The following is a 15,123-nucleotide window of genomic DNA, read 5'->3' as shown; positions in this document are numbered from 1 at the left end:
ACCCCACTGAGGATTAGATCAATAGTGTGAACTTTCCTACTAAAACCGAGTCTAAGCTGCAGAATCAATTTTGAATACTCTTGCCAATCAGGGATAAATAACAACGATGGAAAACGAACTATGGATTGCATAAATAACAATTCCCCTGAAACTGCTCCACGCTCATCAACATCAGTTCAACCTCCATCAAATACACCAACTGGTACCACTATGGGCAGGAACGTCTTTGTACGTGACAAGAATGAGTTTTCATTATTGCTCGATTTGCCCCCGGGAATACAATCCAAAATTTTCACCTGTTTGCGGGCTCATGACATTACCCAATTAACACGGGCAAATTCAGACATTAACAACAGGCTCATAAATGATGCTGCAATGGCAAGGGCGTGGTATCGCCGGTTGGCTTCATCACACCAGGCTCGACTAGAGACAATTGTCGCTACAAAAGATAAAGATGAACTCCAGAAATGGTTAAAGCGTTTTACAAAGGATGAGGCATTAGTTAAGTCAATCATGGATCGCCAGGCGAGTATTTATTTTCCTGCTCTGTTTTTTTCCACTCTCACTAAACTGATGTGTCAATGTAAGGCATTTAAATTAGAGACTAAAGCCAACATCCGCTGTAGCAGTCAACAGAACTCAGCTATCTTCAGTGACGATGGCCGCCACTTAGTGATCGCCTGTGACTTTAAAACATGGAAAATCTATGGTCAGGAGAGCAATGGATCATGGGAAGCAAAAGGCACTATCTCCCATGATGACTATGTAAGATCTGCCACCTTCAGTGCCGATGGCCGCTATGTAGTGACCACCACCATAGTTGGCAAGGCGAAAATTTATGGCAAGAAGAACGAACAATCATGGGAAGAAGAAACTATTTCCAACGACGATTCGTTACGCTTAGCCACCTTCAGCGCCGATGGTCACTATGCAGTGACCGCCAGTAAAGATGGCAAGGCAACAATTTATGGCCGGTTAACCGATGGGTCATGGTTAGAAAAAGCCATCATTCGCCACAATAATTTTTTAAGCTCAGTCACCTTTAGCGCCGATGGCCACTATGTGATGACCGCCAGTTTTGATGGCAGAGCGAAAATCTATGGCAAGCAGAACGATGGGTCATGGGCAGAAAAAGCCATTATTTTCCATGATAACCGGGTCGACTCAGCCACCTTCAGCGCCGATGGCCGCCATGTGGTGACACGCAGTGCCGATAACGAGGTGAAAATCCATGGCCTGGAGGCCGATGGTTCATGGGAAGAAAAAGCCATCATTTATCATGATGATGGAGTCTGTTCAGCCAGCTTCAGCCCCAATAGCCGCTGTGTGGTCACCGCCAGTAAGGATGGCAGGGCGATCATCTTTGGCAAGAAGGACGATGGATCATGGGAAGAAAAAGCCACTATTAACCATGATGATTGTGTCTGGTCAGCCACCTTCAGCCCTGATAGCCGCTCTGTGGTCACCCACAGTAAAGATAAAAAGGCGAAAATCTATGGTCTGAAAGACGATGGCTTATGGGAAGAAAAAACGACAATCCCCCATTATTTGTATATTTGTTCAGCAACCTTTACCTTCGATAGCCGCCATTTGATCACCCGCGGTGGAGATAGCAAAGTGAAAATCTATGGCCATCAGGACAATGGCTCCTGGGCAGAAAAAGCTATCATTACCCACGATGATGTCATATCAGCAAACTTGAGCGTCGATGGCCGCCATTTGGTCACTGTTGGTAGCGATAAAATGGCGAAAATTTATGGCCAGGTAAGCGATGGACCATGGCAAAAAAAAGCCACCATTTATCATCGCAGAGGGATCAGACGAGCCATCTTTAGCGCCGAAGGTCATGTGTTGACCATCCATGGCAATAACATGGCAAAAATCAGTGAGCTATGGATGGATGAATGACTGATCATTTTCCCAAAACAAAGTCCTGTTTTCTTATTGGTAACGATTAGATCAATCCTGTGAACTTTCCTACTAAAACCGACTCTAAGCTGCAGAATCAATTGTGAATATCCTCGCCAATCAGGGATAAATAACAACGATGGAAAACAAACTATGGATTGCCTGAATAACAATTACGTTAGAAGTACTCCACCCTCATCAAAACCAGGTCAACCACCATCAGATAGACCAAGTTGTACCACTATGGGCAGGAACGTCATTGCACGTGACAAGAATGAGTTTTCATTATTGCTCGATTTACCCGAGGATATACAATCCAAAATTTTTACTTATTTGCAGGCTCGTGATATTGCCCTGTTAACACGGGTAAATTCATCCATTAACAACAGGCTCAAAAATGATGATGCAATGGCAAGGGCATGTTATCGCCGGTTGGCTTCATCACACCAGGCTCGACTAAAGAAAATTGTCACTACAAAAGATAAAGATGAACTCCAGAAATGGTTGCAGCGTTTTACAAAGGATGAGGCATTAGTTAAGTCAATCATGGATCGCCAGGCGAGTATTTATTTTCCTGCTCTGTTTTTTTCCACTCTCACTAAACTGATGTGTCAATGTAAGGCATTTAAATTAGAGACTAAAGCGAGCATCCCCTGTAGCAGTCGAGAGAACTCAGCTACCTTCAGCGACGATGGACGCCACCTGGTGATCGCCTGTGACTCCGGAACATGGAAAATCTATGGCCAGGAGAGCGATGGATCATGGGAAGAGAAAGGCACTATCTTCCATGATTACTGTTTCAAATCGGTCACCTTCAGTGCCGATGGCCGCTATGTGGTGGCTGTCTATAGAGATGACAAGGCGATAATTTATGGCCAGAAGGACGAACGATCATGGGAAGAAGTGACTATTTCCCACGACGACTCGCTCTGCTCAGCCAGCTTCAGCACCGATGGCCGCTTTGTAGTGATCACCACTAAAAATAACAAGGCGAAAATTTATGGCAAGAAGGACGATGGCTCATGGGTAAAAGAAGTCACTATTTCCCATGATAAATCGCTCCAATCAGCCACCTTCAGCACCGATGGCAGCCATGTTGTGACCGCCAGTTTTGATGGCAAGGCGAAAATCTATAGCAAGAAGAACGACGGTTCATGGATAGAAAAAGCCATTATTTCCCATGATAAATGGGTCCAATCCGCCGCCTTCAGCGACGATGATCGCCATGTGGTGACCCGCAGTATCGATCACAAGGTGAAAATCTATGGCCTCAAGGCCGATGGTTCATGGGAAGAAAAAGCCATCATTTCCCATAATAAAGACATCAACTCAGCGACATTCAGCGCCGATAACCGCCACTTGGTGACCTCCAGTGACGATCGCAGAGCGATAATCTACAGCAAGAAGGACGATGGATCATGGGAAGAAAAAGCCACTATTTACCACGATGATTGGGTCTTCTCAGCCACCTTCAACTCCGATAGCCGCTCTGTGGTCACCCGCAGTATAGACAGAGTGGCAAAAATCTATGGCCAGAAGGACGATGGATCGTGGGAAGAAAAAATGATCATCTCCCACTATTTGAAAATTATATCAGCAACCTTTAGCGTCGATGGCCGCCATGTGATCACCAGAGGTGAAGATAGCAAGGTAAAAATATATGGCCATAAGGACAATGGATCCTGGGAAGAAAAAGCCATTATTTCACATGCCTATGGTGATGTCATATTAGCAACCTTTAGCCTCGATGACCGCCATCTGGTCGCTGCCGGTAACCATAAAACGGTGAAAATTTGTGGCCTGGTAAGCGATGGATCATGGAAAATAAAAGCCGCCATTTCTCATCGCGAAGGGATCAGGACAGCCATCTTTAGCGCCGATGGCCATGTGTTGACCATCCATGACGATGACACGGCAAAAATCACTGAACTATCAATGAAGGACTGATCGTTTGCTCTAACTTGCTGAATCAACTTTTGAATATCTCTGTCAACCGCAGGTAAATAATAGCTTGTCACAGGATAGGTCATAAAATTTGGTGAACTTTTCTCCCGGTTTTTTATCTAATCATTAACCAATCAACAAAAATGGAGTTTATTTTATGAAGATGAATGTTACGGATGTATGTCAAATCTGTTTCGGGACTTTTAATGAAAATGATACTGAAAATCTTCGATGTCATGATAAAGTATTTCTCTCGTGTCATGAGACTCATGTCTTTGGAAGAAAATGCATTGCTCAATGGTTTGACCAATCTAAGAAATGTCCTATTTGTAGATTTGAAGAGCCGTCATTTATTCTTGAGAATATGCCTCCTGCTCGTCCATTGCATGAACGGGTTATCAGAAAAATTTCTCAAATTGCTAATTATACTTTTATTAGTGCTGCTAGCTCTGCTCTTACTGCAGCAACCTTTATTGGTGCCTTCGGCGCTATTAGCCTCGGCACTGGTTTGGCTGGGACTGTTGCTGTTGACTCTGCTTTGGCTGCTGGTGTAAGTACAGCTATTGTAACTGGATCTGCTTTTGGAGCGGGAAATAGCTTGGCTGACTTAAGACCTTTCGGGTTGGCAGGTGCGGCTATTGGCTTTGCCTGTTGTCCTGTAGCTTTTGGAAGTTATAGCTACCTTGCTGCTTCTCATTTTGCTGGTTTTACTGTTGGTGCACTCGTTGGCGGAACTTGGCCCTTAACTAATCTACACCCATAAAGAAACGCGAAGACTGGTCATGACACCCAACAAAGTCGTCATGACTTTTATAACCGCTGATGAAGTGGAGGTCAGGCTCCAGAAGACGAATTGACTGTCAGGCAGATTGATTAGTTAAAGTAGAATTGACCCTCGAAGTTGGTCAGTCCACTTAAAGCACTGGATGTGGAATTCTCGATGGGTGTCCAGATATTTGAACAGAGATGGTGTTTATTTTCGATGAATGTTGCGGATGTATGTCAAATCTGTTTCGAGTCTTTTAATGAAAATGATAATGAAGATCTTCGATGTCATGATAAAGTAGTTCTCCCGTGTCATGAGACTCATGTCTTTGGAAGAAAATGCATTGCTCAATGGTTTGACCGATCTAAGAAATGTCCTATTTGTAGGTCTGAAGTGCCGTCATTTATCCTTGAGAGTATGCCTCCTACTCGTTCATTGCATGAACGGGTAATCAGAAAAGTTTCTCAAATTGCTACTGATGTTTTTATTTGTGCTGCTAGCTCTGCTATCACTTCGGCAATCTTTATTGGTGCCTCCGGCATTATTGACCTTGAGACTGGTGATGTTGAGTCTGCCCTGGCTGCTGGTGTAAGTACAGCCATTGCAACTGGATCTGTTTTTGGAGCGGCAAATAGCCTGGCTGACTTAAAACTTTTCGCGTTTACGGGTGCGGTTATTGGCGTTGCCGGTTGTCCTATAGCTTTTGCAATTTATGGCTACCTTTCTGCTTCTCATTTTGCTGGTTTTGCTACTGGTGCATACGTTTGCGGAGTTTGGTCCGGTATTAGTTCTCATCTGGATCCATAAGGCTCCTGGAATATTGATTTTCAATTCACGCAAACCCCTCACCAGGCTGAGCTTGTTGCAAAAGTAGCGAGCAAAGCAGAGCACTTTTTCGACAGCCTTTTTAAGCCGGAGGGATGTTCAGGTATAGGCCCAAAATCAGGGTCAGACTGGTCATGACATCCAACAAAGTACTCGTGACTTTGGTTCCCTCTGATGAAATCGAGGACTGGTTAAAAGGAGCAACAGCGGACGAATCGACTGTCAGGTCGGTCATAGCACCCAACATAGTTGTCATGACTTTTGTACCTGCTGATGAAGTGGATGTATTGTCAAAAGGAGAAACAGAGGACGAATTGACTGTCAGACTGGTCATGGCATCCAACAAAGTCGTCATGACACCTGCTGATGAAGTGGAGGCCTGCCCGGAAGGAGTAACAGAGGACGAATAGACTGTCGGGCAGGCTGATGAGTTAAAGTAGAATTGACCCTCGAAGTTGGCCATTCCAACTAAAGCAACGGCTGTGGAATTCTCGATGGGTGTCGGGAAATACAGGCAGTCTGATGAGTTAAAGAAGAATTGCCCCTCGAAGTTGGTCAGTCCACTTAAAGCACTGGTTCTAGAATTCTCGATGGGTGCCCAGGTATTCAATGCGATATTCACATGCTGGGAAAATGTGAGTGGGCCGGTAGTTGCATTGCCTGGATTCACGAAGCTTTCGCAATTATATGCCCAAAGGAGTGTATCTGCGCTTTTAATGCTGTATTCATGCTGCTCTTGTCGCCAGAGTTTGACTGCCTGAAAGTGGTTGCAAGCAAGGGCAAGCTTAACGATTCCTTTGATATCTAAAGCTGTATTTTTTACCCGGATCTGATTGCGCGTGAGTGCATAAAAAGGAGGTTCTTCATTGGTATCCGAATGACCGACAAGAGAGAAACCAAACTGTTCTTTTTTATATCCCGGCGACACAGTTTTGAACACAATTTCACCTGTATTGTCAATGTCGATCTCGTTTCCAGAGATATCGATACTGCTTCCCGGTCCAATATGTAACTCAGCCACCCACCCCATCTTGCGCTGGAATTTGTTCCCGTAAACACCGATCGCCATGAACCGTTTATTGATGGCGGGAAGTTTAACAAATAGCCCTCCATTGGGAATACAGTCGCGGCGCCGTGATTCGATGGTATAACCAGTCACCATGTTATTGTCAAAACTCAGGCTCGGACCCTGGTGCCTAAAATCGACAGATGCATCCAGAGGAAGTCTGCAATCAATTCTAACTCCGTTCTGGCAATTGAGATTGAATACGTTGTCTTCTACAAACAGTCTCCGGTTAATACAACGTGCTGTAATAATAGTACCAATTGGATTGCGGCCATTAGGTGCAGTTGGCTGGAAAGTAATGTGTCTTATACGGCTGTCCATTGTTTCATCGAAACTAAAGTACTTAAGGGACCCGAGCGTGATCATATATGAATCTGTATAACTTTCATCAGGCGAGATGACGATTTCGTAACCTTCATTTGGAGCCCCGATGATGTCCTGACCATCGTTCAAAACTATTTTACTGTCAATTAGATATACAACCTGAATTTTACCTGATGAGGGGGTAATAACGGATGGAGAAAGCGTTGCGCCAGAAGCAGTTTCGGAAGAGAGCAATATAACGGTGTTCTTTGGAACCTCATTTATAAACTTACCTAAATTCTCTGAAGAGTTGGTACTGAGAACAATGCACTGTCGTCCGCTAAAAAGGTCTCTATAATCGTTTAGCCGCTCCTGAACCCCTGTCGTCTGACCTTTAAGAGAATCGCATAGTACCGTTAGCGGGGGGGCAGGAATAGAGGTTGTAGGAACAGCGGTTGTAGATTGAGTGGTGATCTGAGCTTGCAGGTTAAGAGTCTCTAAGAGAAATAGAGGAGGGATTAAAAAAGCAAAACAACGCCGAAAATTAATCATTTCCATGGTTCCTTGTGAGACGTCTATAGGGAACCTAGCGTAGTGCATCATTGTGTTTTGAGATTAATCGAAATCGACGGTTCACACGAACCACATTATCCAATGAAACGGAAGAATACCCATCTTGGGGTTTTACGCTCATTCGATAACGTGTTGACCATCCGTGGCGATAGCACGTTGAAAATCACTGAACCAGGAAATGAATAAGTGATTATTTGCTGTCACTCATGAGCCCAGACCGACATTATTCTTCTGCAACACCTGCTCAGCACGATAGCTCGAACGTACCAGGGCACCGGCTACGACTTCAACAAAACCTCTTTCCAGGCCCCACTGACGATATTTCTCAAACTCTTGAGGGGTCACGTAACGCTCAATGGGTAAATGGTTTTTGGTGGGCTGAAGGTACTGCCCCAGGGTCAGGATATCGCAATCAATGGCCCTGAGATCATCCATTGTCTCAATTATCTCTTCCTCGGTTTCACCCAGACCCAGCATCAGACTGGTTTTAGTGAGTACGTCTGGACGATATTTTTTGGAGTGGGCCAGAACATTGAGCGTCTGCTCGTAGCTGGCACGCGGGTCACGAACAGGATGTGTCAGTCGTTTAACGGTTTCAACATTTTGAGCAAAAACGGCAATACCACTGTCGACCACTGTTTCCACATCCGCCAGGATACCGAGAAAATCCGGTGTCAGTGCTTCAACGTCGGTTTCAGGATTGACTTCCTTTACGCGTTTTACGACGGCGGCATAGTGACCGGCACCGCCATCTTCCAGATCATCACGGTTAACAGAGGTCAGAACCAGGTATTTCAGGTTCATTAATTTTACGCTGTTGGCCGTATGGTCTGGCTCATCTTTATCCAGCCAGCCTTTGGGGTTACCAGTATTCACCGCACAGAAGCGACAGGCACGGGTACAGACATCGCCCATCAGCATGATAGTAGCGGTACCGGAACTCCAGCATTCATTAATGTTGGGGCACATGGCTTCTTCACAAACGGTACTCAGCTTGTGCTCATGAACCGTCCCCTGGACTTCTTTGAACTTACTGCCGTAACTGGGCTTGATTCTCAACCACTCCGGCTTGCGCATAAAAGGCTGAACTGCTTCATCGGAGCGATTGCTGGCTTTGATGCCATTCTTGATGGCGGTAATGCCTTTTTCATTGACGAACTTCTCGCCACTCTGAATAGTAACAGCCGGAATCTGGACGGTTGGAATCAGGTTGTTATCGGTCATAGAGTCCCAGTCATGTTGGTCGGTTGTACCGGTTTCTGACACTCCCCGCCCTATCGGGCGAGGGTTCTTGATCGCTCAAGAACGTTTCTGTTTCATAGTTCGTTGCTCAGGGAACAGGCTTGGTTATCGCATAAAAGTTCCACAGTGGGAGCTTTTACGATGGCGAATCAACGGGGGCGCCTAGCCCCATGCTCCCCAAGTCTCACACAAACTCCACAGACTTAACATCCCGTCTGCCCGACGGTAGGTCTACAAGAGACAGGACAAAAGGTAGCAGTTTACCTACAAACACTCAACCGGAACGCTCTACGCGTTCCCGCCTTATATCCCCGCCCGCATTGGGCGAGGCTTTACGGCGAAACTGGTAAAGCCGCTCACTCTCTTGAATTGAAGACTAATGGGATGGTCCGCCCCTCCTAAACGGCTTCAAATGAGCCAAAATGGAGTTAACCATTTAAACAGGATTAACCGGAGCGAACCACCCATGACTATTTCAGTACTTGGTATCGATATTGGCAAGAACAACTTTCACCTGTTTGGTGTTGATGAGCAGGGTAGCAAAGTCATCAGAAAGAAGTCGTCCAGGAAGAACCTTCTAGAGTACGTGGCAAATCTGGAGCCATGCATTATCGCTATGGAAGCTTGTGGTGGTGCTCACTATTTGGCTCGGTTATTCAAGAACTATGAGCATACTGTCAAGCTGATTTCACCTCAATTTGTCAAGCCTTATGTCAAGACCAACAAAAATGACTACAACGATGCTGAAGCGATTGCAGAAGCAGCTTCACGGCCCAGCATGCGTTTTGTACCTGTTAAAACATCAGAGCAGCAGGCCTGGCAACTTCTGCACCGCTATCGTCAACAAGCGGTTGATCAGAGAACTGCCCTGGTTAACCAGATCCGGGGGTCACTATTGGAAGAAGGTATTGTAGTTGCCCAGGGTATTGGTAAAGTTCGTGCACAGCTTCCACGAATTCTGGAAGATGCTGAAAATGGACTCCATTCGCTGACTCGTGAGCTGCTACATGGTTTATCAGAAGAGTTGGCCAGTCTTGACAAGCGTATTCAACAGTATGACCAGAAAATTCAGGAGCTAGCAAAAAACGACGACGAATGTCGTCGAATGATGACTATGCCGGGTATCGGAGCCATCACTGCCACAGCATTGAAGGCAGCCATTGGTGATGCGACGTATTTTAAATCTGGTCGACACCTTGCCGCATGGATGGGATTAGTTCCAAGACAGCATTCCACAGGCGGTAAGTCAGTCCTGCTGGGCATCAGTAAACGGGGTGATAAATACCTGCGCACATTATTGATACACGGCGCACGTTCGGTACTCCACTGCCTCAAAAATAAGGATGACCGCTGTAAAAAATGGGTTAGCCAACTTAATGAGCGCAGCAATCACAACGTTGCCGCCGTTGGTCTGGCTAATAAAATGGCTCGGATTGTCTGGGTCATCATGACCCGAAATGAAGTTTACAAGGCTGCATAATGAAGTAAAGGCGGCAGCGGCAAAGTAAAGCATAAGCTTAATCAAAGGGGACCCCCCCGCAGATTGCGATGAGCATGTACAGTTGATGGCAAACAGGTAAAAACCGGCAACCTGAAACCTGATAGGAGCCTTGACCCTTGAGGCCGTCGGACTGATAAGGCCAGGTTGCGCGGATACCCATCAGGGCCAGAGGGTTAGACCTCATGAATAGGCCGTATATATGATTGCAGTTATCTTTGTTTGCTAATTAACAAAACAGGCTCTTGCAAAACGGGGCGGACCATATAAGGCTCCTAAGCCAGATCAAACTCTGTTGCTTCCTTTACTGTCTGAGCCTCATTATACCCAAGTTCCTCCATAAGGCACTCAAGTAAGCGATTGCTCACTTCATTCCATTGCACAGGATTTTGAAATTCCCTGAGCTGGGCGACCTGCAGATCCTTGTAACCGCAGGGGTTGATACGGGTAAACGGCTCCAGATCCATATCCAGATTGAAACTCAGTCCATGATAACTTTTCATCTGCCTGAATCGCAGCCCCAGGGCGGCAATTTTTGCTCCATCAATGTAAACGCCAGGAGCGTCAGGTCTGGCACAGGATTCTATACCATAGCTTGACAGTACTTTGATGATGGCCCTCTCAATAGCTGACACCACCTGCCTGGGACCACTGCCTGAGCGGCGAACATCCATCAGCAAGTAGACCACCAGCTGACCCGGACCGTGATAAGTGACCTGACCTCCACGGTCCACCTGGAGCACAGGAATATCTCCGGGTGCCAGAACATGTTCTGGCTTGCCGGCCTGACCCTGAGTAAAGACAGGGTCGTGCTCGACAAACCAGAACTCATCAACCGTCTGCTCATCTCTCTGTTCGGAGAATGCTTTCATGGCCTCGAATACTGGCTCATAAGGCTGCCTGCCCAAGTAGCGGATGTTCAGTTTCATCAAAGTACCATTTGCACCCGGCCGGTCGCTTTCAAATCTTCGAAGATCGCTTTCAGCTGAGATTCTCCGGTGGCCCGAATAGTCACCATAACCGAGGTGTATTTGCCAGTTCGACTCTCTTTCAGCCGGAAGTTGCCATCGTAATCCGGTGCATGCTGCTTGACGATAGCGCAGACAACCTTCTGAAAATCGACAGCGGCATTACCCACAATACGGATCTCGTAATCGCAGGGAAATTCAATTTTTGGCGCTTCTTGATCGGTCATTTTTTACACTGATGATAAATGAAATACCTTCAGATTCTGCGAGCCTGAAGGTACGGGCATTTCACTCACTGCTGCCACTGAATGTTCAGGACAGTCCTTTAAAGAACAGCACGATACTATCCCACAGACGTTTGAAGAAGCCACCACGCTCTATCGCAGTCTCTGCTCTGAGAGGGACTTCTTTGATAATTTCATCATCGATAGTCACTTTCAGTGTACCCAGCTGCTGGCCAGCTTCAACAGGGGCTTCAACAATTGGATCAATATTCAGAGTCGCTTTCAGCTTCTTACCCGTATGCCTGGGCACTGTGACAATCAGATCCTTGTCGATGGCGACGTCTACCTGATCTTGTGTGCCTTTCCAGACCTTCACAGTTTCAAGGGTTACGCCACCTTTTTTAACATCAACATTTTCGAAGAAACGGAAACCATAGGTCAGCAGTTTCTGTGCCTCCGCAGCACGCTGCTTCTCACCTCTGGCACCCAGAATAACAGTAATCAGACGACGCCCATCGCGCTTTGCGGTAGCTGCCAGACCAAAACCACTGGCCTCAATGTGCCCTGTTTTCAGACCATCAACATTAGGGTTAGTCCATAACAGACGGTTTCGGTTAGGCTGACGACGCAATGGCTTACCGGTTTTTTTGTTGGTACCGTATTGATAATACTTCTCAGCATAAAGCTCGTAATACTCAGGGTAATCCTTGACGATATGACGAGACAGTATCGCAAGATCCCTTGCAGAGGAATAGTGATCAGGCGCAGGCCAGCCCGATGCATTGACAAAATTGGAGTTAATCATCCCCAGTCGCTCGGCGGTACTGTTCATCAGCTCGGCAAAGGCGTCTTCACTGCCGGCAACATGTTCAGCGATGGCGACACTGGCGTCGTTACCGGAGACGATAATAATACCTTTCAACAGCTCCTGTACCGGAACCCGCTCACCCACCTCAATGAACATGGTTGAGCCGCCCATTTTCCAGGCTTTTTCGCTGATCAGCACTTCATCATCACGATGAATATTGCCTGACGCCAGCTCAACCTCGGCAATGTAAGCAGTCATCATTTTGGTCAGGCTGGCAGGGTGAACAGGGTCATCCGCATTCTCGGAGGCCAGGATCTCACCGCTGTCGGCATCCATCAATATAAAACTGTTGGCAGCAATCTTGGGTGCCGCAGGAATCAGGGCAGCGACTTCAGCACGAGCAGCGCCGGTCGCCAGAATAAATAGCATGGACACCCATCCGGCTAACCTTTTCAATCGCTCATGGTTGGCTCGGACAGGATTTAATCGTTTGATCATTATAGAAATTAGCTCTGAAATTCACAGTTGTCGGCCATTATAATGTTACCGACTAAGGAGTTTAAGAGAAGCATTGAAAATAGAATGTAATGTGCTCATTGCCTGATCAGTGAAAGTCTGTCAGGTCACGCTGGCATATCGGTCTGGCCGACTAAAAAGACTGACTCAAACTACTTCCCGGAAGCCTCAGTAACCTCTTCATAAATCAGGTAAGGCACGTCAAAATCGCCTTCATCCAGCTTCTCAAGCAGTTCTTCAAGATGCTCAATCGTTTGCACCGGCCCAATCCTGACACGGTAAAAAGGATCAGGCTCCTCTTCCCCTTTCACCACTCTGATATCACTGCCTATGGTCTCAGCCACCTGTCGACGCAATATCTGGGCATAGTGATAATTCTTCAGCGCAGCCAGTTGTACAAAGAGCAGTTGATTATTACCGCTCCCGCTAACCGCTTCATTGCCTTTGGCGGCAGCAAGAGACCTGACATCTATCCCCTCTACCAACACATCAGTCACTCCTTTCTTGGCGAACCCCAGCTTAACGGCAGCAGCATAAGAGAGGTCTATAATCCGATCGCCGTGGAATGGTCCGCGATCATTGACCCGAAGTACAACCGACTTGCCATTGTGACTGTTAGTGACCTTGACATAGGAAGGCAGGGGCAAAGTCTTGTGTGCCGCAGTCATACCGTAGAGATCGTAAACTTCACCGTTAGCCGTCTGCTTGCCATGAAACTTGGTGCCATACCATGAGGCCTTGCCCTTTTCCTGATAGCCTTTGGCACTCTTCATAGGGGTATAGGTCACATCATTGAGTTCATAGGAAGAATCCTTGAACTGACCATCATGGGTGACAGGAATCGCATCAGGAATCTGACTGACATCCCTTTTCTCGGTGGGAGGCCCGTCCTCAACGGTGACACAACCGTTTAAGAGGAGAAAGGTGAGTCCCAGAAGGCTTCCTGCTATAGATCTTGCTCTGATTATCGATTTCATAAAATAGGGTGCTTTTACGTTATTCTGCCTGAGATCAGGAGCCTGAATGAATACCCGCGAGGCAAAAAAGAATACCGTTTTTATGACTCGGGCATAAAAACGGTACCTTCACTGATGAACCGGGAGGATCAGACTATTCAGACTGCTTTCCTGCTAATGTCTTCGCAGACTTTGACGCTGATGTTATATAGCCTGTTTTTACATCACTTGCTAGCTGATAAACCGCCATTGCATAAAGCTTGCTGCGGTTATAAGTCGTGATGACATAAAAATTATGCATCCCCAGCCAGTACTCCGGCCCCTTGTCACCTTCAAGCTTGATAGCAGCTGCCTTGGCGGTCTCTGGTAAAAGAGCTTCAGGATGCCAGCCAGAACCTTCAAGCTGCTTTAGAGTTTTTTGCGGTCTGACCGAATCAGACACAGCTTTCTCATATTTGGTTCCGGTAACCTTAGCTTTACTGACAATAGGCTTGCCAACTTTCCAGCCGTTTTCCCGGAGATAGTTAGCAACGCTGGCAATTGCATCTTCTTCATGCTTCCAGATGTTGGACTGACCATCTCCGGTATAATCTACTGCATAAGCCCTGTAACTGGAGGGCATAAACTGGGGTATACCCATGGCTCCGGCATAAGAGCCGGTCAGGTCTGAAGCATCCAGCTCCTGCTCACGGGTCAGAATCAGAAACTCCTTCAGCTGCTGTGTGAAAAACTTGCTTCGCGGAGGGTAATCAAAACTCAGGGTAGAAAGAGCATCAAGAACCTTAAACCCACCGGTCTGTCGACCATAGTATGTCTCTACTCCGATAATGGCGACTATAACATCTGCAGGCACACCATACTCTTTTTCAACTCTTGAGAGTGTTTTCTCGTGAGCCTCCCAGAAGTCCACGCCAAGGTCTACTCGCTCCGGGGTCATGAAAATTTTCCGGTAGTCTTTCCACTCCAGACGTTTCTCGGCAGGTCTGCTGATCAACTCAAGCACTCTTTCAGACTTGTTTGCCTTACCCAGAATGTCTTGCAGTTCCTTACGGGAAAACTGTTCGTTCTTCACCAGATCATCAATGAACGCCTTCACCTCCGGTTGAAGTGCATAGTCAGGCTGATTATCGACCACCTTTTCAGCACCGGCCGTTACCGATCCTGAAAGAAGACAGCCGCTGAATAATATGCCCGCCGTCATGAGTCGAAATGTCGGCAGTCCTAAAAATTCTTTTACCATTCTTAAGGCCATAAACCCTCCCTGCTACTACTCAAGTGAATGTCGTTAGCTGATATAACTTCATACGGGATAACCTCTACTCTACAGCAGTCATGAAGAGACAACTAGCATACCGGCGCAGTTTAAGTTAAATGTCGTTTTCTCAGTGCAGAAAAACCGATATAAGGAACTCTCCCGTGAGATTGAAAGGATCTTAAGATACCGCTCCCTGCGGCAGGGACTCACCGGAGAGTCTTCCTGCCTGTCAGAGTCTGATAAGGGAGAAAGAGTTTTGTGAAGGACATTG

Annotated in this window: 12 protein-coding genes; 5 read left to right on the top strand and 7 right to left on the bottom strand. The window is 46.7% G+C overall.

Annotated elements, in window-relative coordinates:
* The first annotated feature begins 120 nt into the window (after window positions 1-120).
* The 4 genes from ACOMG9_RS04520 to ACOMG9_RS04505 all read left to right on the top strand — a co-directional run bounded on the left by ACOMG9_RS04520 (window position 121) and on the right by ACOMG9_RS04505 (window position 5,425).
* The gene (locus ACOMG9_RS04520) at window positions 121-1,908 is read left to right on the top strand and encodes a WD40 repeat domain-containing protein (RefSeq protein WP_494529853.1); all 1,788 of its coding nucleotides are present in this window, start codon (window positions 121-123) and stop codon (window positions 1,906-1,908) included.
* 153 nt (window positions 1,909-2,061) lie between these two features.
* The gene (locus tag ACOMG9_RS04515; protein WP_494529852.1) at window positions 2,062-3,855 is read left to right on the top strand and encodes an F-box/WD repeat-containing protein; all 1,794 of its coding nucleotides are present in this window, start codon (window positions 2,062-2,064) and stop codon (window positions 3,853-3,855) included.
* A 154-nt stretch (window positions 3,856-4,009) separates the two neighbouring features.
* The gene (locus ACOMG9_RS04510; protein WP_448215949.1) at window positions 4,010-4,615 is read left to right on the top strand and encodes an RING finger domain-containing protein; all 606 of its coding nucleotides are present in this window, start codon (window positions 4,010-4,012) and stop codon (window positions 4,613-4,615) included.
* A gap of 219 nt (window positions 4,616-4,834) precedes the next feature.
* Entirely contained in the window at window positions 4,835-5,425 is a 591-nt protein-coding gene (locus ACOMG9_RS04505) for an RING finger domain-containing protein (RefSeq protein ID WP_494529851.1), read from the top strand.
* Between the two features lie 100 nt (window positions 5,426-5,525).
* Here ACOMG9_RS04505 and ACOMG9_RS04500 read toward each other — a convergent pair whose 3' ends face one another.
* Window positions 5,526-7,370 (bottom strand): hypothetical protein, encoded by a 1,845-nt coding sequence (locus ACOMG9_RS04500; RefSeq protein WP_494529850.1) that lies wholly within the window; start codon window positions 7,368-7,370, stop codon window positions 5,526-5,528.
* Window positions 7,371-7,589: 219 nt separating this feature from the next.
* Window positions 7,590-8,609 carry a lipoyl synthase gene (gene lipA, locus ACOMG9_RS04495; protein WP_448218609.1) on the bottom strand — a complete coding sequence of 340 codons (1,020 nt, stop codon included), beginning with the start codon at window positions 8,607-8,609 and terminating at the stop codon, window positions 7,590-7,592.
* 484 nt (window positions 8,610-9,093) lie between these two features.
* On the opposite strand from lipA, the gene ACOMG9_RS04490 reads away from it, so the two are divergent.
* The gene (locus ACOMG9_RS04490; RefSeq protein WP_448215063.1) at window positions 9,094-10,107 is read left to right on the top strand and encodes an IS110 family RNA-guided transposase; all 1,014 of its coding nucleotides are present in this window, start codon (window positions 9,094-9,096) and stop codon (window positions 10,105-10,107) included.
* A 293-nt stretch (window positions 10,108-10,400) separates the two neighbouring features.
* Here the strand turns inward: ACOMG9_RS04490 and lipB are convergent, their stop codons facing one another.
* From lipB to mltB, 5 genes are all read right to left on the bottom strand, one after another.
* On the bottom strand, window positions 10,401-11,054 hold the full coding sequence (gene lipB / locus ACOMG9_RS04485) for a lipoyl(octanoyl) transferase LipB (RefSeq protein WP_448215947.1): 654 nt from the start codon (window positions 11,052-11,054) through the stop codon (window positions 10,401-10,403).
* Window positions 11,054-11,320 carry an HP0495 family protein gene (locus tag ACOMG9_RS04480; protein ID WP_422132487.1) on the bottom strand — a complete coding sequence of 89 codons (267 nt, stop codon included), beginning with the start codon at window positions 11,318-11,320 and terminating at the stop codon, window positions 11,054-11,056. Before ACOMG9_RS04480 ends, lipB begins: the two co-directional genes overlap by 1 nt.
* A gap of 85 nt (window positions 11,321-11,405) precedes the next feature.
* The gene (locus ACOMG9_RS04475; RefSeq protein ID WP_448215946.1) at window positions 11,406-12,554 is read right to left on the bottom strand and encodes a D-alanyl-D-alanine carboxypeptidase family protein; all 1,149 of its coding nucleotides are present in this window, start codon (window positions 12,552-12,554) and stop codon (window positions 11,406-11,408) included.
* 239 nt (window positions 12,555-12,793) lie between these two features.
* Window positions 12,794-13,618 carry a septal ring lytic transglycosylase RlpA family protein gene (locus ACOMG9_RS04470; RefSeq protein ID WP_448215945.1) on the bottom strand — a complete coding sequence of 275 codons (825 nt, stop codon included), beginning with the start codon at window positions 13,616-13,618 and terminating at the stop codon, window positions 12,794-12,796.
* A 133-nt stretch (window positions 13,619-13,751) separates the two neighbouring features.
* Window positions 13,752-14,849, bottom strand: coding sequence for a lytic murein transglycosylase B (gene mltB / locus ACOMG9_RS04465; RefSeq protein WP_422132484.1), 1,098 nt, complete (start codon window positions 14,847-14,849; stop codon window positions 13,752-13,754).
* Window positions 14,850-15,123 lie beyond the last annotated feature (274 nt).

This window comes from Endozoicomonas sp. PH6C (genome assembly GCF_059322965.1).
The sequence above is the reverse complement of the archived record's forward strand: the minus strand, read 5'-3'. Positions and strand labels throughout refer to the sequence as shown.

Coding starts and splice junctions, on each gene's coding strand:
- ACOMG9_RS04520 (WP_494529853.1), top strand. CDS start 121: ATGGATTGCATAAATAACAATTCCCCTGAAACTGCTCCACGCTCATCA.
- ACOMG9_RS04515 (WP_494529852.1), top strand. CDS start 2,062: ATGGATTGCCTGAATAACAATTACGTTAGAAGTACTCCACCCTCATCA.
- ACOMG9_RS04510 (WP_448215949.1), top strand. CDS start 4,010: ATGAAGATGAATGTTACGGATGTATGTCAAATCTGTTTCGGGACTTTT.
- ACOMG9_RS04505 (WP_494529851.1), top strand. CDS start 4,835: ATGAATGTTGCGGATGTATGTCAAATCTGTTTCGAGTCTTTTAATGAA.
- ACOMG9_RS04500 (WP_494529850.1), bottom strand. CDS start 7,370: ATGGAAATGATTAATTTTCGGCGTTGTTTTGCTTTTTTAATCCCTCCT.
- lipA (WP_448218609.1), bottom strand. CDS start 8,609: ATGACCGATAACAACCTGATTCCAACCGTCCAGATTCCGGCTGTTACT.
- ACOMG9_RS04490 (WP_448215063.1), top strand. CDS start 9,094: ATGACTATTTCAGTACTTGGTATCGATATTGGCAAGAACAACTTTCAC.
- lipB (WP_448215947.1), bottom strand. CDS start 11,054: ATGAAACTGAACATCCGCTACTTGGGCAGGCAGCCTTATGAGCCAGTA.
- ACOMG9_RS04480 (WP_422132487.1), bottom strand. CDS start 11,320: ATGACCGATCAAGAAGCGCCAAAAATTGAATTTCCCTGCGATTACGAG.
- ACOMG9_RS04475 (WP_448215946.1), bottom strand. CDS start 12,554: ATGCTATTTATTCTGGCGACCGGCGCTGCTCGTGCTGAAGTCGCTGCC.
- ACOMG9_RS04470 (WP_448215945.1), bottom strand. CDS start 13,618: ATGAAATCGATAATCAGAGCAAGATCTATAGCAGGAAGCCTTCTGGGA.
- mltB (WP_422132484.1), bottom strand. CDS start 14,849: ATGGCCTTAAGAATGGTAAAAGAATTTTTAGGACTGCCGACATTTCGA.